Raw genomic sequence first — 20,453 nt, forward strand, 5'->3', positions numbered from 1 at the left:
TCGGCGTCGTCTGCGTGATGACGGAGGCCGGTCATGCTTGCTGACATTCTGCCGTTGCTGCTGCGTGGCGTCGGTGTCACGCTCGAGATTACGCTGCTGGCCTCGCTGCTGGCCATTGTGCTGGCGCTGCTGGCAGCGCTGGCGAAGATGTCGCATGCGCGTCCGCTACGCTGGGCCGCCAATGTGTATATCGAAGTCTTCCGCGGCACGTCGTTGCTGGTACAGCTGTTCTGGTTGTATTTCGTGCTGCCGCTGCCGCCGTTCAATATATCGATGTCGCCCTTCACCGTTGCCGTGATCGGCCTCGGCCTGCACATCGGTGCCTATGGTGCGGAAGTCATGCGCGGCGCATTTGCCAGCGTACCGCGCGGCCAGATCGAAGCAGCCATCGCATTGAACATTTCGCCGTGGCGCCGCTTCATGCGCATCGTGCTGCCACAGGCGCTGGTGAATGCAATTCCGCCAGGCACCAATCTGTTGATCGAACTATTGAAGGGAACGTCGCTGGTATCGCTGGTCACACTGGCCGACCTGAGCTTCCGCGCAAACCAGATCGTGCAGGTGACTTACCTGAGCCGCGAAGTATTCGGCCTGACCTTGCTGTTCTACTTTGTGCTCGCGCAGTGCATCAACCTGGCAATGCGCCTGTTGGCGCGTCGCGTTTCCCATGCACGAGGAGGGCGTTGATGGCATCGCTGGTCGATTTCGATTTCGCGTGGAGCATCCTGCCGAGCCTGCTGTCGGCGGCGATGACGACGATAGGCATCACGCTGGTCGGCTTTGTCATCGCATTGGTTGCCGGACTCGCTTTGGCATTGATGCGGCGCAGCCACTGGCGTGTGCTGTCGTGGCCGGCAACGGTGACGATCGAATTCATCCGCAGCACGCCGTTGCTGATCCAGCTGTATTTCCTGTTTTATGTGATGCCGGAATTCGGGCTGATGCTGTCGGCCACGGCTGCCGGCCTCACCGGCATTGCGTTGCACTATGCCTGCTATGTGGCCGAAGTCTACCGCGCAGGCCTGGATGCGGTGCCGCGCGGCCAGTGGGAAGCCTGCAAGACACTCAGCCTGCCGCCGTTCGCCGCCTATCGTCGCGTGATCCTGCCGCAGGCATTGCGCACGGTGCTGCCGGCACTGGGAAACTATCTGGTGGCGATGTTCAAGGATACGCCGGTGCTGTCGGCGATCACCGTCGTCGAACTGATGCTGCAGGCGAAGAACATCGGTTCGCAGAGCTTCCGATACCTGGAACCGATCACGATGGCCGGTATTTTCTTCCTCTGTATCAGTCTCGTCGCGGCGATGCTGGTGCGCCGTCTCGAGCATGCCACGGCGCTGCCGTCCAACCGTGCAAGGAGCACATCATGACAACAACGCCGATGACTACGACAACGGAAGAGAAAGCGGAGCCGATGATTCGCTTTCGCGACGTCAGCAAACGCTATGGTGCGCTGACTGTTCTGGACGGCTTGAATCTGGATATCGCGCGCAACGAGAAGGTCGCGCTGATCGGCCCCAGCGGTTCCGGCAAATCCACGCTGCTGCGTACCTTGATGCTGCTGGACGATATCGACGGCGGCGTCATCGAAATCGACGGCCGGCCGTTGACGCATATGGCGAGCCGCGACGGTAAACTGGTGCCGGCCGATGAGCGCTACAAGCGCGAAGGCCGCCGAGGTATCGGCATGGTGTTCCAGAGCTTCAACCTGTTTCCGCACATGACGGCATTGGAGAATGTCGCCGAAGCGCCGAGCAGCGTGCTTGACTTGTCGCGCAAGGAAGCACGTGAACGCGGCACTGAGTTGCTGGAAATGGTTGGCTTGGGCGACAAGCTCGAACATTATCCGTCGCAGCTTTCGGGCGGCCAGCAGCAGCGCGTGGCGATTGCGCGCGCATTGGCGATGCGCCCGCAGATCATGCTGTTCGACGAAGTGACGTCGGCGCTGGACCCGGAATTGTGCGGCGAGGTACTGAGCGTGATTCGCCGCCTCGGCGACGAACACGATCTGACGATGCTGATGGTGACGCACCAGATGGGTTTCGCCAAGGAGTTTGCCGACCGCATCTGCTTTTTCTCCGAAGGCCGGATTCTGGAACAGGGGTCGCCGGAGCAGGTGTTCGGTGCGCCGCAGCAGGAGCGTACGCAAAGCTTCCTGCGTGCGGTAATGGAAGCAGGTTGAGCGTGACGAATATTCGAAAATATTCACGCATAGCGCGAAGCCGTTTTTAATGATGACTAACTAAACGATGACTAACGGCGATTGCCGCGTGCACGTTTCGCCAGTCGATGCGTCAGCCGTCCCAGGCGGCGATACAGGTCTCCCTGCAATGCATCGCTTTCCTTGATGGCATGGTACTGACGGATCACCGTTCCGGCATCGCTGCGTGCGATCGGCCCGGTCAATGCCTTTTCCGCTCCATCCTGCAACACGTTATCCGCCGTTTCGCGCACCAGCGCCGACATCATCTGCAGCGCGACGTCCGGCGCGATGCCAGCCTTGCCGTAGACCTGCACGGCGGTATCGAGCAGCGTGACCAGATAGTTGGAGGCGAAGACGGCACCGGCGTGATACAGCACCTTGTGTTCGCTTGCGATGGTGACGAAGTGCGCGCCAATACCGGCGAACAGCGGTTCCAGCGCAGCGATCGCTGATGGATCGCCTTCGACACCGCACCAGGTGCCGTCGAATTGCGCGACGACTTTTTCCGGCAGTGCAAAGCTGCGTACCGGATGCACGCTGGCGATGGCGGCGCTGCGTTGCTGCAATGGCGCAAGTACGGATGCCGGTAATGCGCCGCTGCAATGAAATGCGATCGTTCCGTCGAACGGAACCGCAGTTGCCGCCAATGCGGCAGCCAGCGAGGGAATCTGGTCATCGCCGCTACCGACCAGTGTCAGATCGGCGCGTCGCAATGTAGACAGTGTTGCGGGCGTGCCGCCGCCGATGAAGGCGATGGCAGTTGCGGTGCTTTGCGGCGTGCGGTTGACGATGTCCTGCAGCTGCACGATGCCCACCGCATGCCATAACCGCGCCAGCACACGGCCGACCTTGCCGCAGCCGACGATGTTCAGGGTAGGGCGCATGGCGGATGGCATGGAGATTGATCCCGTGCGTTCAGCGAATGGCTTCCAGTGCTTCCTGCTGTTCCAGCCATTCGGCTTCCAGCTGGTCGAGATCACGCGTGCAATAAGCCTGGTCCGCCAGCAACTGCTTCAGCTCTTCCTTGTTGGCGGCGTCGTAGATGGCGCTGTCGGCCAGGCGAGCATCGATGTCCGACTTCTTTGTCTGGCATTTGGCCATTTGTTCTTCCAGGCGCTTGATGCGGGTTTCGATCGGCTTTTTCAGCACGGACAGGCGCTGGCGTTCCTCGGCTTCCTGCTTGCGCTGTTCGCGGCGATCCGGTGCCGGCACGGCAGTTTGTGTTGTCGGCGCCTTTGTCGGAAGCGGCGCGCTTTCTTCCTGCTTGCCTGCCAGCCGTGTCTTGAACAGCCAGTCGCGATAATCATCCAGATCGCCGTCGAAAGGCTGCAGCCTGCCATCGGCGACGATGATGAACTGGTCGGTCGTCGCACGCAGCAGATGGCGATCGTGCGACACCAGCAGCAGCGTGCCTTCGAATTGTGCGAGCGCCATCGTCAGCGCCTCGCGCGTTTCCAGATCCAGATGGTTGGTCGGTTCGTCCAGCAGCAGCAGGTTGGGGCGTTGCCAGACGATCAGTGCCAGCGCCAGGCGTGCCTTTTCGCCGCCGGAGAACGGCGCGATTTTGCTGGTCACCATGTCGCCGTTGAAATTGAAACTACCGAGGAAATTGCGCAGTTCCTGTTCGCGCGTGTCCGGCGCGATGTGCATCAGATGCCACAGCGGCGATTCGTCGTGGCGCAGCATTTCGACCTGGTGCTGCGCGAAATAGCCGATCGACAATCCCTTGCCAGTGCGTGCCGTGCCGTGCAGCGGTGCCAGATCGCCGGCGATGGTTTTGATCAGCGTCGATTTGCCGGCACCGTTGACGCCGAGCAGGCCGATGCGCTGGCCAGTCTGCAGCGAGAAGTCGATGCCGGAAACGATGGTCTTCTCGACAGCCGATGTGCCTTCGCCGCTACGATAGCCGGCGGCGACGCCTTCCATCACCAGCAGCGGATTCGGCGCATTGGCCGGTTCGCGGAATTCGAACGAGAACTCGGCGGCGGCGCGCAGCGGCGCCAGTTCTTCCATCTTCGCCAGCGCCTTCATGCGGCTTTGCGCCTGGCGCGCCTTGGTGGCCTTGGCCTTGAAACGGGTGATGAAGGATTCCAGATGCGCGCGGGCGCGCGCCTGCTTTTCGATCGCGCTCTGCGCCAGGATCAGTTGCGCGGCGCGCTGGCGCTCGAAGGCAGAGTAGTTGCCGGAATAGCGCTTGAGCTTGCGTTCGTCGATGTGCACGATGACGTTGACGATGCCGTCGAGGAAATCGCGATCGTGCGAAATCACGAGCAGCGTGCCTTCATAACGCTTGAGCCAGTCTTCCAGCCACAGGATGGCGTCGAGATCGAGGTGGTTGGTCGGTTCATCGAGCAGTAGCAGATCGGACGGACACATCAGCGCCTGCGCCAGATTCAGCCGCATGCGCCAGCCGCCGGAGAAGCTGGCAACCGGCTGTTCCATCTGCGCCAGCGTGAAGCCGAGGCCGAGCAGCAATTGCTCGGCGCGCGAACGCACCGTGTAGGCGTCGGCATCGGCCAGCGCGCTGTGCAGTTCGGCGATGCGCGTGCCGTTGTCGGCGCTTTCCGGCTGGCTTTCCAGCTGCGCGAGCTGGCGTTGCAAGGCGCGCAGCGTGGTATCGCCGTCGATCGCGTATTCGATGGCGGGTGTATCCAGCGCCGGCGTTTCCTGCGCGACGTGGGAAACGCGCCATTTGGCGGGGAAATCGACGCTGCCCTGGTCGGCATGCAGTTCGCCGCGCAGCACGCCAAACAGGCTGGACTTGCCGGCGCCGTTGGCACCGATCAGGCCGATGCGGTCGCCGGGATTCAACGTCAGGTCGGCACCATCGAGCAGCGGCTTGATGCCGCGTGCGAGTGAAACATTCTGGAAACGGATCATTGCTTGTTACTTGAATTCATTACTGCCATTACTTCAGCTGGTCGGCGGACAGCAGGAACACCATGTCATCGCCGGCGCTGGTCGTCAGCCAGGTGAGATCGCGGTCGGCGAAAGCCGCTTCCGCGTACGGACGCTCGTTGCCGATCTCGACGATCAGCAGGCCTTTGGACGTCAATCGCTTGGCCGCGCCTTCGACGATCTTGCGCACCAGATCCATGCCGTCTTCGCCACCGGCCAGCGCGATCTGCGGTTCGCGCAGGTATTCGGGCGGCAGCTTGTCCATCGAGCCGGCGTTGACGTAAGGCGGATTGGTGACGATCAGGTCGTACTTGTTTTCCGGCACGTTGTCGTAGAGGTCGGACTGGATCAGCGTGATGCGATCGCTCAGGCCGTAATCGTCGACGTTGCGCTGCGCGACGGCCAGCGCATCGGCCGAGATATCGACCGCATCGATCTGCGCATTCGGGAAAGCATCGGCCAGCATGATCGGCAGGCAACCGGAGCCGGTGCACAGTTCGAGGATGTTGGTGATCTTGTCCGAATTGCCGACCCAGGGCGAAAACTGTTCCGGGATCAGTTCGGCGATGAAGGAGCGCGGCACGATCACGCGCTCGTCGACGTAGAAGCGATAGCCGCCGAGCCAGCCTTCATTGGTGATGTAGGCAGCCGGTACGCGCTGGGTGGCGCGGCGATCGATGACGTCGAGCACGCTTGAGACTTCTTCCTGCAGAAGGTGAGCATCGAGGAAGGGATCGAGCTTGTCCAGCGGCAGTTTCAGCGTATGCAGGATCAGGTAGGCGGCTTCGTCCAGCGCGTTCGATGTGCCGTGGCCGAAGAACAGCTGTTCGGTATTGAAACGGGTGACGGCGTAGCGCAATAGATCGCGGATGGTCGAAAAGGCGGCAGGTGTCGTTGTCGGCATGATGCGATAGGGAATGGCGGACGATGCATGCATCGTCCGGATAGTGGTTGTTCCCGCCAGCGCGGGAAATCATCGTGCTGCCGACGCGCTGCCGGCAGCCTTGCGTTATTGCTTCTGCGCTATTTCTTTTCCGTTACAGCAGCAGGTTTTCCATCGTGCGCCGGTAGATGTTCTTCAGCGGATCGATGAAACGGACTTCGATGTGTTCGTCGATCTTGTGGATGCTGCCGTTTGGCGGACCGAATTCGACCACCTGCGGACAGATGCGTGCGATGAAGCGGCCGTCGGACGTGCCGCCGGTCGTCGATAGTTCGGTTTCAACACCGGTTTCGCTGCGGATCGCATCGCCGATGGCATCGCTGAGCGAGCCTTTCGGCGTCAGGAACGGATGGCCGCTGATCGACCACTTCAGATCGTATTCGAGGCCGTGTTTGTCGAGAATCGCATGCACGCGCTGCTGCAGCCCTTCGACCGTGCTGGCGGTACAGAAACGGAAGTTGAAGTCGATGACGACTTCGCCCGGAATCACGTTCGATGCGCCGGTGCCGGCGTGCATGTTCGAAACCTGGAACGAGGTCGGCAGATAGTATTCGTTGCCGTCGTCCCATTTTTCGGCGGTCAGTTCGGCCAGCGCCGGCGCGCATTGATGAATCGGATTGCGCGCCAGTTGCGGATAGGCGATGTGGCCCTGGATGCCCTTGACGACGAGGCGGCCCGACATGCTGCCGCGGCGGCCGTTCTTGATCATGTCGCCCAGCATCTGGCTCGACGTCGGTTCGCCGACCACGCAGTAGTCCAGCTGTTCGCCGCGCTCTTTCAGCGCATTGCAGACGATCACGGTGCCGTCGGTGGCCGGGCCTTCCTCATCGCTGGTGATCAGGAAACCGATCGAGCCTTTGTGATCTGCATGCGCCTGTACGAATTCTTCGGCAGCCACGACCATCGCGGCGATCGACGTTTTCATGTCGGCTGCACCGCGACCGTACAGCTTGCCGTCGCGCTGCGTCGGTTCGAACGGCGGCGAGGTCCATTGGTCCAGTGGGCCGGTCGGCACGACGTCGGTGTGGCCGGCAAACACCAGCAGCGGCTGCGTGGTACCGCGGCGTGCCCACAGGTTGGTGACGCCGCCGGAGGCGATGGTTTCGCAGACGAAACCGAGCGGTTCCAGCAGTTCGATCAGGCGCGCCTGGCAGCCGTTGTCCTGCGGCGTGACGGAGGAGAGGGCGATCAGTTCTTCGGTCAGTGCGAGCGTTTTGCTCATGGTCATTTCTTGAAAATCTGTTGATAGGTGTCGGCGGAGAATCCGACCTGCGTCTTGCCGGCACCTGCCAGCACCGGGCGCTTGATGACGGATGGCGATGCCAGCATCAGTTCGATTGCGCTGGCGTTGTCGCTGCTGTTGTTTATGGCGGCTTTCTGTTCGTCGCTGAGGTTGCGCCAGGTCGTACCCTTGCGGTTGACCAGCACATCCCACGACACGTCCTGCAGCCAGCCGGCGATCAATTCGCGCGTGATGCCATTCTTCTTGAAATCGTGGAAAGCGTAGTCGGTCTTGTTCGTTTCCAGCCAGGTGCGCGCCTTCTTGACGGTGTCGCAGTTCGGTATGCCGTACAGGGTAATGCTCATGGTTACATCTTCAATGTGAATTCGGTGAAGCTGGCGCCTTGTTCATCCGGCTGCGGTTCTTCAACCGGTTTGGGTTGCGTCGAATTGTTCAGCAGCCAGTACAGGTTGCTGGCCGAATCGGCATGCGCCAGCGCTTCGTCCTGTGTGACGACGCCATCCTTGATCAGTGTCAGCAGTGCCTGTTCGAAGGTCTGCGAGCCGGCCGACATGCTGTTTTCGATCGCTTCCTTGATCTGCGTGATTTCGCCTTTTTCGATCAGTTCGGCGATGTGCGGCGTGTTCAGCATGACTTCGACCGCCGCGCGACGGCCGCCGCTGATCGACGTCACCAGGCGCTGCGACACGATGCCGCGCAGCGTGGACGCCAGATCGTTCAACAGCGACTGGCGCGTTTCCAGCGGGAAGAAGTTGATGATCCGCATCAGCGCCTGGTAGCTGTTGTTGGCGTGCAGCGTGGCGATCACCAGATGGCCGGATTGCGCATAGGCGAGGGCGGCCGACATCGTGTCGCGGTCGCGGATCTCGCCGATCATGATGCAGTCCGGTGCCTGGCGCAGTGCGTTCTTCAGTGCGATCTGCAGGCCGTTCGCATCGTTGCCGATCTCGCGCTGGTTGACGATCGAACGCTTGTTGCGGAACAGGAATTCGATCGGATCTTCCAGCGTCAGGATGTGGCCGGTCTTCATGATGTTGCGATGGTCCAGCATCGACGCGATCGTCGTCGATTTGCCGGAGCCGGTCGCGCCGACCACCAGCAGCAGGCCGCGTTTTTCCATGACCAGGTTGGCCAGCACGGGCGGCAGGTTCAGGCTGTCCAGCAGCGGAATTTCGCCCGGAATGTAGCGCAGCACGGCCGAGATGCTGCCGCGCTGGCGAAAGGCCGATAGACGGAAACTGCCGACGCCGGCAACCGGGATGCCGATATTGAGTTCGTTCTCGCGTTCCAGTTCTTCCAGCTTGGCAGGTGAAACGACTTCGGCCAGCAGTGCCATGATGGCCTGCTGGTCGAGCTTCTGCTGGTTGATCGGGATCAGATTGCCGTCGATCTTGATGTGGATCGGCGAATTGACTGCGACAAACAAGTCGGATGCCGCCTTTTCCTTCATCAGAAGAAATAACCGATCCATTGCCATGGCTGTCTGTCCCGTTCAGGTTGGTGGATGAAGATGCGCGATGCCGCATTCGCTCATGCGAGGCGGCATCGGGTCAATCTTAGTCGCGCAGCAGTTCGTTGATCGCGGTTTTCGAACGCGTCTGTGCATCGACCTTCTTGACGATCACGGCGCAGTACAGGCTGTACTTGCCGTCGGCCGACGGCAGGTTGCCGGAGACGACGACCGAGCCGGCCGGGATGCGACCGTAGCTGACTTCGCCGGTGGCGCGATCATAGATCTTGGTCGATTTGCCGATGTACACGCCCATCGAGATGACCGAGTTTTCCTCGACGATCACGCCTTCGACGATCTCGGAACGTGCGCCGATGAAGCAGTTGTCTTCGATGATGGTCGGATTGGCCTGCATCGGTTCCAGCACGCCGCCGATACCGACGCCGCCGGACAGGTGGACGTTCTTGCCGATCTGCGCGCAGGAGCCGACGGTGGCCCAGGTATCGACCATCGTGCCTTCATCGACGTAGGCGCCGATGTTGACGTACGACGGCATCATCACGACGTTCTTGCCGATGAAGCTGCCGTGGCGTGCGATCGCCGGTGGTACCACGCGGAAACCGCCGGCCGCGAAATCGGCTTCGCTGTAATTCGCGAACTTGCTCGGCACCTTGTCGTAGAACTGCGTGCTGCCGCCGGCCGGCATCACGACGTTGTCTTCCAGACGGAAGGACAGCAGCACGGCTTTCTTGACCCACTGGTTGACGATCCATTCGCCGTTGGATTTCTGCGCGACGCGTAGCGTGCCCTTGTTCAGTTGATCGATGACTTGCGCGACGGCATTGCGCACGTCGGCCGGCGCGGTCTTCGGCGAAAAATCGGCGCGGTTTTCCCAGGCCTGATCGATGAATTGTTCGAGTTGTTGGGTCATGTCTTTGCTTTGCTATTGAAGGATGAATCGAAAATGAATACGGAAAACGGGATCAAGAAGCCAGTGTCTTGCAGAAGGCGACGATGCGTTGCGCCGCTTCCAGGCATTCGTCGACCTCGGCGACCAGTGCCATGCGCACGCGGTTTTCGCCCGGATTGACGCCGTGCGCCTCGCGGCCCAGATAGCTGCCCGGCAGAACCGTCACATTATATTCGGCGTACAGGCGCTTCGCGAACTCGACGTCGCTGATGGGGGCCAGCTTGTCGACCCTGGCCCACAGGTAGAAGCCGGCGTCCGGCAATGCGACATCGACGACTTCCTGCAGCATCGGCGTAACTTGCTTGAATTTGGCGATGTATTTCTGGCGGTTTTCCTGCACGTGCTGCTCGTCGTCCCATGCGGCGATCGATGCGCTCTGCACCGACGGGCTCATCGCGCTGCCGTGATAGGTGCGGTACAGCAGGAATTTCTTCAGGATATCGGCATCGCCGGCAACGAAGCCCGAGCGCATGCCGGGCACATTGGAACGCTTGGACAGGCTTGAGAAGCCGATCAGGCGTGGATAGCCGGTACGCCCCAGCTTGTGCGCCGCTTCCATGGCACCCAGCGGTGCTTCGTCCTTGAAGTAGATTTCGGAATAGCACTCGTCGGCTGCGATCACGAAGCCGTAGCGGTCGGACAGCTCGAACAGTTCCTTCCAGTCGTTCAGCGTCAGCACCGCGCCGGCCGGATTGCCCGGCGAGCAGATATAGACCAGTTGCACGCGTTTCCAGATTTCCGGCGTAACGACGCTGAAATCCGGTGCGAAATTGCGCGCCGGGTTGCAGTTGACGTAGTAAGGCTGCGCGCCGGCCAGAAAGGTCGCGCCTTCATAAATCTGGTACAGCGGATTCGGGCACATCACCAGCGCATCGGCATGCGGATCGATGACGGTCTGCGCCAGTGCGAATAGCGCTTCGCGCGAGCCGTTGACCGGCAGCACTTGTGTGGCCGGATCCAGTTTCGGCAGGCCGTAGCGGCGTTCCAGCCAGCCGGCGATGGTCGCGCGCAATGCGTCGGTGCCGGCCGTGGTCGGGTAGGCGGCGAGGCCGTCGAGATTGTCGGCCAGTGCCTTCTGGATGAAGGCCGGTGTCGGATGCTTGGGTTCGCCGATACCGAGGCTGATGGCGCGATAGGCCGGATTCGGCGTGACGCCGGCGAACAGTTGCTTCAGCTTTTCGAACGGGTAGGGTTGCAGCTGGTTCAGGAGAGGATTCACGGCTGGGAAATCGGAAGAGGCGCGAGAAAATGCGCGGTTCAAAATGGCAACATTATACCGTCCTGCCGCTGTCAGGCCGTTCGACGGCTTGCGGCCGGTTTCAAATGCTTGGCATCGTTGTCTGCAATGCTATGATTAGTCCCTTTTGCAGGGCTGTGGCGCTGCGCCAGATCAGCTGAATTTGTTGCATATCCTAGGGAACGGTCGATAACGTGCGTTTAACTTCCATTAAATTATCGGGTTTCAAATCCTTCGTCGATCCGACGAACTTCCAGGTGCCGGGGCAACTGGTGGGTGTGGTCGGCCCCAACGGCTGCGGCAAGTCCAACATCATCGATGCCGTGCGCTGGGTGCTCGGCGAATCCAAGGCGTCCGAACTGCGCGGCGAATCGATGCAGGACGTGATCTTCAACGGCACCACCAACCGTAAACCGGCCGGCCGTTCCTCCGTCGAACTGGTGTTCGACAACGGCGAGGGCAAGGCTTCGGGACAATGGAGCCAGTACGCCGAAATCGCCGTCAAGCGCACGCTGACGCGCGACGGCACCTCGACCTACTACATCAACAACCAGGCGGTGCGCCGCCGCGATATCCAGGACATCTTCCTCGGTACCGGCCTCGGTCCGCGCGCCTACGCGATCATCGGCCAGGGCATGATCTCGCGCATCATCGAGGCGCGTCCGGAAGAGCTGCGCATCTTCCTGGAAGAAGCCGCCGGCGTATCGAAGTACAAGGAACGCCGCCGCGAAACGGCAAATCGCCTGCAGGACACACGCGAGAACTTGTTGCGCGTCGAGGACATCCTGCGCGAACTGAACGCGAATCTGGAAAAGCTCGAAGGCCAGGCTGCCGTTGCGCAGAAATACCATGCGCTGCAGTCCGAGCAAGACGAGAAGCAGAAGCTGCTGTGGCTGCTGCGCAAGAACGAGGCGAAAAACGAGCAGGAAAAATTCTTCCGCGACATCGAGAAAGCGCAGATCGAACTGGAAGAACAGACTGCCAAGCTGCGCCATGTCGAAACCGAGCTTGAACACATGCGTCAGACGCACTATGCGGCCGGCGATCGCATGCATCAGGCGCAAGGCCATCTGTACCAGACCAATTCCGAAATCGGCAGCCTGGAAGCGCAGATCAAGTTCGTCATCGAATCGCGCGCACGCCTGCAGTCGCAACTCAACTCGCTGACGGCACAGCGCGACCAGTGGCAGCGCCAGGGGTCGCAGTATCAGGAAGATCTGGCCGAAGCCGAAATGCATCTGGAAGAGCAGACGATGCGCGTCGAGCAGGCGCAGGAAATCGCGCAGCGCGAAAGCGACGGCATTCCGGCGATGGAACAGGCCTGGCGCGAGGCGCAACTGAAGAGCACCGAGTCGCGCGGTCGCATCATGCAGGCACAACAGCAGATCGAGCTGGAATCGGCGCATCAGCGCAATGCTTCCGGCATCCTGACGAATCTGGCGGCACGCCGCGATCGCTTGACGCAGGAGCAGCATGGCTTGAATGCGCCGGATACCACGCACCTGTCCAATTTGAAATTGCAGCTCGAAGAAAAGCAGGCGACGCTGGAAGAAGCGACGATACAGCTCGAAGAGGCGCAGGAGCAGCTGCCGCGGATGGAAGAAGAGCGCCGCACCGCGCAGCAGCAGGTCAATACCGAAACCGCCAACAACGCGCAACTGGAAGCGCGCCTCGCCGCACTGAAGCAACTACAGGAAAACGTGCAGACGCAGGGCAAGGTGCAGCCGTGGCTGCAGAAGCATGAATTGGGCGAACTGCCGCGCCTGTGGCAGAAGCTGCATATCGATCAGGGCTGGGAAACCGCGCTGGAATCGGTGCTGCGCGAGCGCACGTCGGCGCTGGAAGTGTCGAACCTGGATTGGGCGAAAGCCTTCTTCAACGACGCGCCGCCAGCCAAGCTGGCGCTGTTCACGCCTAACGCTGTCGCCGGCGAGGCGAGCGAGCCGGTTGCGGGGCTGAAACCTTTCCTGAACCTGTTGCAGTTGAACGATCCGGGCCTGCGCGCCTTGATGCAGGACTGGCTGCACAACGTCTATATCGCCGACGATGTCGCGGCTGCTTTCGTCGATCGCAGCAAGCTGCCGAACGGCGGTTGTTTCGTCACGAAACAAGGCCATGTGATCGGCAAGTCCAGCGTGCGTTTCTACGCATCCGATTCCGAGCAGGACGGCATGCTGGCGCGCCAGCAGGAAATCGAAAACATCACCAAGCAGTTGCGCGCGCAGCAGATGCTGGCCGACGAGGCGAAATCGCGCTTCGTGCGTTCGGAAGCGGCGCTGACGCAGGCGACGCAACGCTTGCAGGAAATCCGCCAGCGCGTGAATACGCTGACGCAATCCGTGCACGGGCTGCAGATCGATGTGATGAAACTGTCGGAAGTGCAGGAACGCTTCAACCAGCGCAGCACGCAGATCGCTACCGATCTGGAAGAGATCGCCGCGCAGGAAGCCGAACAGCAGCAGATCAAGGCCGAGTCCGAGGCGAAGTTCGAGCAGCTGGATGCCGAACTGGCCGAGCTGCAGCAGACGCACGAAGAAGGCCAGACCGATTATCTGGCGAAGGAACAGCAGTTGAACGATGCGCGCCAGAAAGTGCGCGAACTCGAACGCGCAGCGCAGGAAGCGGAATTCGCCGAGAAATCGCAGCGCAACAAGATCGAGGAACTCAAGCGCAGCATCGCCACTGCGCTGGAGCAGGCCGCACAACTGTTCGCCAACATGCAGCAGGGGTCTCTGGAACTGGAAAGCCTGGACGATCAGGCTGCGCAGGCCGGCTTGCAGGCATTGCTGGAAAAGCGCAGCGAACAGGAACGCGCATTGGCTGACGCACGCCACGAGCTGGATCAATTAACGCAGCAATTGCGCACGCACGACGAATCGCGCATGCAAGCCGAACGCAGCCTGCAGCCGATCCGCGACCGCATCACCGAACTGCAGCTGAAGGAACAGGCTGCGCGCCTGAACCAGGAGCAGTACGCACAGCAACTGGCCGAAGCGCAGGCCGACGAAGCCGTATTGGCCGAAAAGCTGAACGACGACATGCGTCCTTCATATCTGCAGGGCGAAGTCACGCGCCTGACGAATGCGATTGCCGGCCTCGGCGCCGTTAACCTTGCTGCGCTGGACGAACTGGCTGCCGCATCGGAGCGCAAGAACTTCCTCGACGCGCAGAACGCCGACCTGACCGAAGCGATCACCACGCTGGAAGACGCGATCGCCAAGATCGACAAGGAAACACGCGATCTGCTGCAGGACACCTTCGACAAGGTCAACAAGCACTTTGGCGAACTGTTCCCGATCCTGTTCGGCGGTGGCCAGGCCAAGCTGATCATGACCGGCGAAGAGATTCTGGATTCCGGCGTGCAGGTGATGGCGCAGCCGCCGGGCAAGAAGAACGCGACCATCCATCTGCTGTCCGGCGGCGAGAAGGCACTGACGGCGACCGCGCTGGTGTTCTCGATGTTCCAGCTGAATCCGGCGCCGTTCTGCCTGCTGGACGAGGTCGATGCGCCGCTGGACGACGCCAACACCGAACGCTTCTGCAACATGGTCAAGCGCATGTCGTCGCACACGCAGTTCCTCTTCATCTCGCACAACAAGATCGCGATGGAGATGGCGCAGCAGCTGATCGGCGTGACGATGCAGGAGCAGGGCGTGTCGCGTATCGTCGCCGTCGACATGGAATCGGCGGCGAACTTCGCGTCGGAAGCGGCATAAGTTGCAGTCGGGAACGAATGGAAGCCTGGCACCTGGCTATGCGTTGACCGGGCGATTTCCTGCCGTTTTTCAACGTCGAACGAAGGCGCGCAATGTCCGGTGCGCCTGCTTTTCCGGCAGGTATGCCAGCTTGACAGAAATTCTTTGCAGCACGTACCCTAGACAGGCCGCTAGACATGGCACCAAGCGGGTTGCCGCGCCGTCGATGGCTTGTGCCGAATCGGCTATTGGAACCCGTCGAACCCTTGGATTTATATGAGTCAATCCGATTTTTCTTCTTCATTCCAGCTTCGCGCATGTGTTGCGATGCCGCCCTCATCTTCTCGACAACTCATTGAAACGGCCGGTGCAGCATGACGGATCTTCAGACCAGCCTGATCGTGATCGGCGCCGTGATTGTCGGCGGCGTTATCAGCTATAACAAATGGCAGGAATACAAGGCGAAGAAGAGTGTCGAACGCGCTTTTTCGTCGTCGCATGACGATGTGCTGATGGGAGCCGGCGATCGGCCTTCTCCAGACGAAGAACGGCGGGAGCCGGGTTTTTCATCGGCAGACGCCAAGTTCAACACACCGGGGCCAAGCGATTACGAAGCGATCCAGCAGGAAGCGATCGATCAGGATCTGCCGGCCGATGCCGCAGCCATCGGTTCGCTGGATGCGACACCGGTTGAACTGGCCACTGCCGTTGAAGAACGCGATCTGCCGGTCGATTACCTGATCGACTGCACGATTCCGTTGACACCCGTCATGCAACTGCGCGGCGAAAAAGTGCTGACGGCGATCCAGACCTTGCGCCACGTTGGCGGCAAACCGGTGCACTTCATCGGCCAGCGCATGGATGCGAAATGGGAAGCCATCACGCATGGCGGCGTTTACAAGTCACTGACGGCCGGCGTGCAGTTGGCCAACCGCAGCAGCGCGCTGAATGAACTTGAGTATTCCGAATTCGTGATGAAGCTGCGCCAGATCGCCGACGATCTGGATGCCGATCCCGATGTGCCGGACATGACGGAAGTGATGGCAAGCGCGCGTGCATTGCATCATTTCGTGACCGAATACGATGCCAAGCTCAGCGTCAATGTGCGTACCAACGGTGCGCCGTGGTCAGTGACGACCTTGCTGGCTGCGCTGGAACGGCAAGGCTTCGACGTGCGCCCGGAGGGCCGCCTGGTGATGCCGGACGGCGAGGGCGGCGTGCTGTTCTCGCTGTCGACCAACGTCACGCTGGCGGAAGAAACCACCAGCCATCTGACGCTGCTGCTCGATGTGCCGGTCGTCGCACCTTCGCGTGACGGTTTCGGTGCGATGATCGCCTGCGCGCGTACGCTGTCGGCGCGTCTCGACGGCACGGTCGTCGACGACGGCAACCAGCCGCTGGCCGACGCCGCCCTGAGCGAGATCGCAGGCCAGCTCGAAGCCTTCTATGCCGATATGGACGCGGCAGACATTCCGGCCGGTTCGGCCCGCGCGCTGCGCCTGTTCAATTGATTCCTGTCCGATGATGCAATCCGATATGTTCGGCGCGGTGGCGGGCGAAGTGCCGGACCCGCGCAATCCTGCCGAACGCGCGCGGTGGCTGCGCACCGAACTGAACCGCCACAATTATGCCTACCACGTCCTCGACAATCCGACGATTCCCGATGCGGAATACGACAAGCTGTTTGTCGAACTGCAACAACTCGAAGCAGACAATCCCGACCTGATCGTTCCCGATTCACCGACGCAGCGTGTCGGTGCATTGGCAGCGACGGCCTTTCCACCGGTCACGCATGCCGTACCGATGCTATCGCTGGGGAATGGCTTCGATGACGAAGACATCGTCAATTTCGATCGCCGCGTGCGCGAGGGATTGAATACGGAAGAAGAAGTCGAATATGCAACGGAGCTGAAGTTCGACGGCCTGGCAATCAACCTGCGTTACGAAAACGGCATCCTGACTGGCGCTGCCACGCGCGGCGACGGCTTCACCGGCGAAAACGTCACGGCTAATATCCGCACGATACGTGCGATCCCGTTACGTCTGCATACCGATAATCCGCCGGCAGTGATCGACATTCGCGGCGAAGTGATGATGTACAAGGCCGATCTGGTCAAGCTGAACGCCAAGCAGCGCGAGGCCGGCGCGAAGGAATTCGCCAATCCGCGCAATGCAGCGGCCGGCAGCCTGCGCCAGCTGGATTCGCGCATCACGGCACAACGTACCTTGCGTTTCTTTGCTTACGGCATTGGCGCGCTGGAGGGCGTGAAAATGCCGCCATCGCATTCGTCCTTGCTGGACTGGTATCGCGAACTCGGCATGCCGGTTTGCGAAGAGCGTGCGGTTGTGAAAGGCGCACAGGGTCTGCTGGACTTCTATCGCGGCATTGGCGACAAGCGCAAGAGCTTGCCGTACGAGATCGACGGCGTCGTCTACAAGATCAACGATGCGACACAGCAGCAGCAATTGGGTTTCGTATCGCGTGCACCGCGTTTCGCACTGGCGCACAAGTTTCCGGCGGAAGAAGCGCTGACTGCGGTACAGGATATCGAAGTACAGGTAGGCCGCACCGGTGCGATTACCCCGGTTGCGCGATTGACGCCGGTTTCCGTCGGCGGCGTGACGGTGACGAATGCGACGCTGCACAACGAGGACGAAGTACGGCGCAAGGACATACGCATCGGCGATACCGTCATCGTGCGCCGTGCCGGCGACGTGATTCCCGAAGTGCTGTCCTATGTGCCGGAACGGCGTCCGGCCGATGCACGCGAATTCGTAATGCCGACGGCCTGTCCGGTCTGCGGTTCTCCCATCGTGCGGCCCGAAGACGAAGCCGTGGCACGCTGCTCGGGCGGTTGGGTCAAATGCGCGGCGCAGCGCAAGGGTGGCTTGCTGCATTTTGTCTCGCGCCGGGCAATGGATATCGAGGGATTCGGTGATCAGTTGATCGAGCAACTGGTCGACAAGCACATCATCAAGACCGCAGCGGACCTGTACAAGATCGGTTTTCGTGCACTGGCCGAACTGGACCGCATGGCGGACAAATCGGCGCAGAATGTGATGACGGCGCTGGAGAAGTCGAAATCGACGACGCTGGCGCGCTTCATTTATGCGCTGGGCATCCGTCACGTCGGCGAAGCGACGGCGAAGGAGCTGGCACGCCATTTCGGCAATCTGGATGCCGTCCTGGCGGCGAGCGAAGAACAGTTGCTTGAAGTTGCCGATATCGGGCCGGTCGTCGCCGGATCGATCCGCAGCTTTCTCGACGATCCGATGAACATCGAGTTGATCGAACAGTTGCGCGCTGCCGGCGTGCACTGGCCGGAACACATCGTCGAACGCGAAGCAAAGCCGTTTGCCGGCAAGACTTTCGTGCTGACGGGGACGCTGCCGAACATGACGCGTGACGAGGCCGCAGAAAAGATCGAGGCGGCCGGCGGCAAGGTGGCTGGCTCGGTTTCAAAGAAGACAAGTTATGTAGTTGCCGGTGCAGAGGCAGGCAGTAAACTTGCGAAAGCCGAGGAACTTGGCGTGCCGGTTCTGGACGAAGCAGGGTTACTTCAATTATTGGATAGCGAATGATCAAGATCAGAAAAGCAGTTTTTCCCGTGGCCGGACTCGGCAGCCGTTTCCTTCCTGCGACCAAGGCGCAACCGAAGGAAATGCTGCCCATCGTCGACAAGCCGCTGATCCAGTACGCGGTCGAGGAAGCCGTTGCCGCCGGAGTAACCGAAATGGTTTTCATCACGGGTCGCAACAAGCGTGCGATCGAGGATCACTTCGACAAGGCCTACGAACTGGAGACCGAGCTGGAAGCGGCCGGCAAGGCGGCGTTGCTGGATCTGGTGCGCAACGTGATCCCGAAGAACGTCAATTGCATCTATATCCGCCAGCCGGCGCCGCTGGGCCTCGGCCATGCGGTGTTGTGCGCGCGCCCGGTGGTCGGCAACGAGCCGTTCGCCGTGCTGCTGGCGGATGACTTCATGGATGCCGCTGCAGGCACCAAGCCGGTGCTGGCGCAGATGACCGACATTTTCAGCCGCGAAGGCCACAGCATCCTCGCCGTGCAGGACGTGCCACGCAGCGATACGCGCCAGTACGGTATCGTCAGCGCCACGTCGTACAAGGACGGACTGGAAGAAGTCAACGCGATCGTCGAAAAACCGCAGCCGGATGTCGCGCCGTCGACGCTGGCGGTGGTCGGCCGCTATGTGCTGACCGGCCGTATCTTCGATTATCTGGAAAACATCGGACAGGGCGCAGGTGGAGAAATCCAGCTGACGGACGGCATTGCCGCGCTGATGCGCGACCAGAAGGTGCTTGCCTATCGCTATGACGGCCAACGCTACGATTGCGGTTCCAAGCTCGGCTATCTGAAGGCGACGGTGGCGATGGGACTGAAGCATGCCGAAACCGGCGCCGGCTTCGCCGAGTTCATGAAGTCGATGCAAAAATGAGCGTCCGTCCCATCCTGAAGATGGGCGATCCGCGTTTGCTGCGCGTCGCCGAACCGGTGAAGGCGTTCGATACGCCGGAACTGCATGCCTTGATCGCCGACATGTTCGACACGATGCATGCAGCCAATGGCGCCGGCCTGGCCGCACCGCAGATCGGCGTGAACCTGCGCGTCGTCATCTACGGCTTCAAGCAGAACACACGCTATCCCGAAGCGCCGCCGGTGCCGGAAACGGTGCTGATCAATCCGGTGCTGCGTCCATTGTCGGCGGAACGCGAGGAAGGCTGGGAAGGCTGCCTGTCGGTACCCGGCATGCGTGGCGTGGTGCCGCGTTTCGCGGGCATGCATTACGAGGGATTCGATCAGTACGGCAACAAGATCAGCCGCGACGCAGATGGTTTTCATGCGCGCGTCGTGCAACATGAGTGCGATCATCTGGACGGCATTCTGTATCCGATGCGCATCGAGGATTTCTCGCAGTTCGGCTTTACCGAAATCCTGTTTCCCGAACTCGATCCGAACGACGACGACTGAACAGGATTTTGCCGAAGCACGCTTCGTTCAGAAGCTTTCGTCTTCGCGCAGATAGCGCCACTGGCCGGCTGGCAGATCGCCAAGCTTGACGCGGCCGATGCGTACCCGTTTCAATCCCAGCACTTTCAGACCGACGATATCGCACATGCGGCGAATCTGGCGTTTCTTTCCCTCCCGCAGTATGAAGCGCAACTGGTCGTCGTTCTGCCACGATACCTTCGCCGGCAGCAGCTTGCGTCCGTCCAGTGTCAGGCCGTGATTCAGCCGCTGCAAGTCGGCGTCCGGCAGGCGGCCCGGCTTCGTGTACTGCACACGCACCAGATATTCCTTTTCGATCGATGTGTCCTCGCCGATCAGTTGCTTGGCGATGCGGCCGTCCTGCGTCAGCACCAGCAGGCCGACGGAATCGATGTCGAGGCGGCCGGCAGGAACCAGGCTGCGCAGTTGTGTCGGATGGAATTGTGTCGGCGTCTTGTCTTCCTTCCAGCGCGCTTCAGGCTTGACCAGTGCGACGGCCGGCTTGTAGCCATCCTCGGCCTGGCCGCTGACGTAGCCGACCGGCTTGTTGATCAGGATCGTCACGCGTTTCGATTGCTCGGCGGCGGCTTGGCGTTCGATGGTGATTTTCTGCGTCGGCAGGATCTTGGTGCCGAGTTCGGAGACGACCTTGCCGTCGACGCGTACCCAGCCGCGTGCGATCCATTCGTCGGCCTCGCGGCGCGAACAAAGGCCGAGTTCGGACATGCGTTTGGAAAGGCGGAGCGGTTCAGTCATGGCGTTACAAAGAAATGAAAGCGGCTGCACGGTTACAGTGCACCACGGTT

The 20,453-nt window shown here is 60.9% G+C and carries 17 protein-coding genes; 8 read left to right on the top strand and 9 right to left on the bottom strand.

Features of this window, described 5'->3' with window-relative positions:
* The first annotated feature begins 33 nt into the window (after positions 1 to 33).
* From ehuC to ehuA, 3 genes are read left to right on the top strand one after another with little or no spacing between them, the layout of a single operon-like run.
* The gene (ehuC, locus tag IEV40_RS08865) at positions 34 to 687 is read left to right on the top strand and encodes an ectoine/hydroxyectoine ABC transporter permease subunit EhuC (RefSeq protein ID WP_188420675.1); all 654 of its coding nucleotides are present in this window, start codon (positions 34 to 36) and stop codon (positions 685 to 687) included.
* On the top strand, positions 687 to 1,370 hold the full coding sequence (gene ehuD / locus IEV40_RS08870) for an ectoine/hydroxyectoine ABC transporter permease subunit EhuD (RefSeq protein WP_188420676.1): 684 nt from the start codon (positions 687 to 689) through the stop codon (positions 1,368 to 1,370). The genes ehuC and ehuD overlap by 1 nt, the downstream gene beginning before the upstream one ends.
* Complete coding sequence (ehuA, locus tag IEV40_RS08875) at positions 1,367 to 2,182, top strand: ectoine/hydroxyectoine ABC transporter ATP-binding protein EhuA (protein WP_229724030.1); 816 nt, start codon at positions 1,367 to 1,369, stop codon at positions 2,180 to 2,182. The genes ehuD and ehuA overlap by 4 nt, the downstream gene beginning before the upstream one ends.
* Before the next feature lie 71 nt (positions 2,183 to 2,253).
* Here the strand turns inward: ehuA and IEV40_RS08880 are convergent, their stop codons facing one another.
* From IEV40_RS08880 to dapC, 8 genes are all read right to left on the bottom strand, one after another.
* Positions 2,254 to 3,099, bottom strand: coding sequence for a Rossmann-like and DUF2520 domain-containing protein (locus IEV40_RS08880; protein ID WP_188420677.1), 846 nt, complete (start codon positions 3,097 to 3,099; stop codon positions 2,254 to 2,256).
* 19 nt (positions 3,100 to 3,118) lie between these two features.
* Positions 3,119 to 5,083, bottom strand: coding sequence for an ATP-binding cassette domain-containing protein (locus tag IEV40_RS08885; RefSeq protein WP_188420678.1), 1,965 nt, complete (start codon positions 5,081 to 5,083; stop codon positions 3,119 to 3,121).
* Positions 5,084 to 5,111: 28 nt separating this feature from the next.
* Positions 5,112 to 6,005 carry a 50S ribosomal protein L3 N(5)-glutamine methyltransferase gene (prmB, locus tag IEV40_RS08890; protein WP_188421167.1) on the bottom strand — a complete coding sequence of 298 codons (894 nt, stop codon included), beginning with the start codon at positions 6,003 to 6,005 and terminating at the stop codon, positions 5,112 to 5,114.
* 133 nt (positions 6,006 to 6,138) lie between these two features.
* Positions 6,139 to 7,266, bottom strand: coding sequence for a succinyl-diaminopimelate desuccinylase (dapE, locus tag IEV40_RS08895; protein ID WP_188420679.1), 1,128 nt, complete (start codon positions 7,264 to 7,266; stop codon positions 6,139 to 6,141).
* Between the two features lie 2 nt (positions 7,267 to 7,268).
* Positions 7,269 to 7,631, bottom strand: coding sequence for an ArsC family reductase (locus tag IEV40_RS08900; protein ID WP_188420680.1), 363 nt, complete (start codon positions 7,629 to 7,631; stop codon positions 7,269 to 7,271).
* A gap of 2 nt (positions 7,632 to 7,633) precedes the next feature.
* The gene (locus IEV40_RS08905; protein WP_188420681.1) at positions 7,634 to 8,764 is read right to left on the bottom strand and encodes a PilT/PilU family type 4a pilus ATPase; all 1,131 of its coding nucleotides are present in this window, start codon (positions 8,762 to 8,764) and stop codon (positions 7,634 to 7,636) included.
* A 79-nt stretch (positions 8,765 to 8,843) separates the two neighbouring features.
* Complete coding sequence (dapD, locus tag IEV40_RS08910) at positions 8,844 to 9,668, bottom strand: 2,3,4,5-tetrahydropyridine-2,6-dicarboxylate N-succinyltransferase (RefSeq protein ID WP_188420682.1); 825 nt, start codon at positions 9,666 to 9,668, stop codon at positions 8,844 to 8,846.
* Positions 9,669 to 9,720: 52 nt separating this feature from the next.
* Positions 9,721 to 10,926: a succinyldiaminopimelate transaminase gene (dapC, locus tag IEV40_RS08915; protein ID WP_188420684.1), complete on the bottom strand. Its 1,206-nt coding sequence runs from the start codon at positions 10,924 to 10,926 to the stop codon at positions 9,721 to 9,723.
* A 212-nt stretch (positions 10,927 to 11,138) separates the two neighbouring features.
* Here dapC and smc point away from each other — a divergent pair, with 212 nt between their 5' ends.
* The 5 genes from smc to def all read left to right on the top strand — a co-directional run bounded on the left by smc (position 11,139) and on the right by def (position 19,629).
* Entirely contained in the window at positions 11,139 to 14,660 is a 3,522-nt protein-coding gene (gene smc, locus IEV40_RS08920) for a chromosome segregation protein SMC (RefSeq protein ID WP_188420686.1), read from the top strand.
* Positions 14,661 to 15,013: 353 nt separating this feature from the next.
* The gene (locus IEV40_RS08925; protein ID WP_188420688.1) at positions 15,014 to 16,150 is read left to right on the top strand and encodes a cell division protein ZipA C-terminal FtsZ-binding domain-containing protein; all 1,137 of its coding nucleotides are present in this window, start codon (positions 15,014 to 15,016) and stop codon (positions 16,148 to 16,150) included.
* A gap of 13 nt (positions 16,151 to 16,163) precedes the next feature.
* Positions 16,164 to 18,221: an NAD-dependent DNA ligase LigA gene (gene ligA, locus IEV40_RS08930; protein ID WP_188421169.1), complete on the top strand. Its 2,058-nt coding sequence runs from the start codon at positions 16,164 to 16,166 to the stop codon at positions 18,219 to 18,221.
* On the top strand, positions 18,218 to 19,096 hold the full coding sequence (gene galU, locus IEV40_RS08935) for a UTP--glucose-1-phosphate uridylyltransferase GalU (protein ID WP_188420690.1): 879 nt from the start codon (positions 18,218 to 18,220) through the stop codon (positions 19,094 to 19,096). The genes ligA and galU overlap by 4 nt, the downstream gene beginning before the upstream one ends.
* The gene (gene def, locus IEV40_RS08940; protein ID WP_188420691.1) at positions 19,093 to 19,629 is read left to right on the top strand and encodes a peptide deformylase; all 537 of its coding nucleotides are present in this window, start codon (positions 19,093 to 19,095) and stop codon (positions 19,627 to 19,629) included. The genes galU and def overlap by 4 nt, the downstream gene beginning before the upstream one ends.
* Before the next feature lie 27 nt (positions 19,630 to 19,656).
* On the opposite strand, the gene IEV40_RS08945 is transcribed toward def, so the two are convergent.
* Complete coding sequence (locus IEV40_RS08945; protein WP_188420693.1) at positions 19,657 to 20,403, bottom strand: pseudouridine synthase; 747 nt, start codon at positions 20,401 to 20,403, stop codon at positions 19,657 to 19,659.
* Positions 20,404 to 20,453 lie beyond the last annotated feature (50 nt).

It is taken from the genome of Oxalicibacterium solurbis, from assembly GCF_014635845.1.
Taxonomy (GTDB): Bacteria; Pseudomonadota; Gammaproteobacteria; order Burkholderiales; family Burkholderiaceae_D; genus Oxalicibacterium; species Oxalicibacterium solurbis.

What these genes read in the sequence shown, in the direction of transcription:
- ehuA (WP_229724030.1), top strand. Translation starts at nt 1,367, where the DNA reads ATGACAACAACGCCGATGACTACGACAACGGAAGAGAAAGCGGAGCCG.
- prmB (WP_188421167.1), bottom strand. Translation starts at nt 6,005, where the DNA reads ATGCCGACAACGACACCTGCCGCCTTTTCGACCATCCGCGATCTATTG.
- dapD (WP_188420682.1), bottom strand. Translation starts at nt 9,668, where the DNA reads ATGACCCAACAACTCGAACAATTCATCGATCAGGCCTGGGAAAACCGC.
- IEV40_RS08925 (WP_188420688.1), top strand. Translation starts at nt 15,014, where the DNA reads ATGACGGATCTTCAGACCAGCCTGATCGTGATCGGCGCCGTGATTGTC.
- def (WP_188420691.1), top strand. Translation starts at nt 19,093, where the DNA reads ATGAGCGTCCGTCCCATCCTGAAGATGGGCGATCCGCGTTTGCTGCGC.
- IEV40_RS08945 (WP_188420693.1), bottom strand. Translation starts at nt 20,403, where the DNA reads ATGACTGAACCGCTCCGCCTTTCCAAACGCATGTCCGAACTCGGCCTT.
- IEV40_RS08885 (WP_188420678.1), bottom strand. Translation starts at nt 5,083, where the DNA reads ATGATCCGTTTCCAGAATGTTTCACTCGCACGCGGCATCAAGCCGCTG.
- ehuD (WP_188420676.1), top strand. Translation starts at nt 687, where the DNA reads ATGGCATCGCTGGTCGATTTCGATTTCGCGTGGAGCATCCTGCCGAGC.
- ligA (WP_188421169.1), top strand. Translation starts at nt 16,164, where the DNA reads ATGCAATCCGATATGTTCGGCGCGGTGGCGGGCGAAGTGCCGGACCCG.
- IEV40_RS08900 (WP_188420680.1), bottom strand. Translation starts at nt 7,631, where the DNA reads ATGAGCATTACCCTGTACGGCATACCGAACTGCGACACCGTCAAGAAG.
- ehuC (WP_188420675.1), top strand. Translation starts at nt 34, where the DNA reads ATGCTTGCTGACATTCTGCCGTTGCTGCTGCGTGGCGTCGGTGTCACG.
- IEV40_RS08905 (WP_188420681.1), bottom strand. Translation starts at nt 8,764, where the DNA reads ATGGCAATGGATCGGTTATTTCTTCTGATGAAGGAAAAGGCGGCATCC.
- IEV40_RS08880 (WP_188420677.1), bottom strand. Translation starts at nt 3,099, where the DNA reads ATGCCATCCGCCATGCGCCCTACCCTGAACATCGTCGGCTGCGGCAAG.
- galU (WP_188420690.1), top strand. Translation starts at nt 18,218, where the DNA reads ATGATCAAGATCAGAAAAGCAGTTTTTCCCGTGGCCGGACTCGGCAGC.
- dapE (WP_188420679.1), bottom strand. Translation starts at nt 7,266, where the DNA reads ATGAGCAAAACGCTCGCACTGACCGAAGAACTGATCGCCCTCTCCTCC.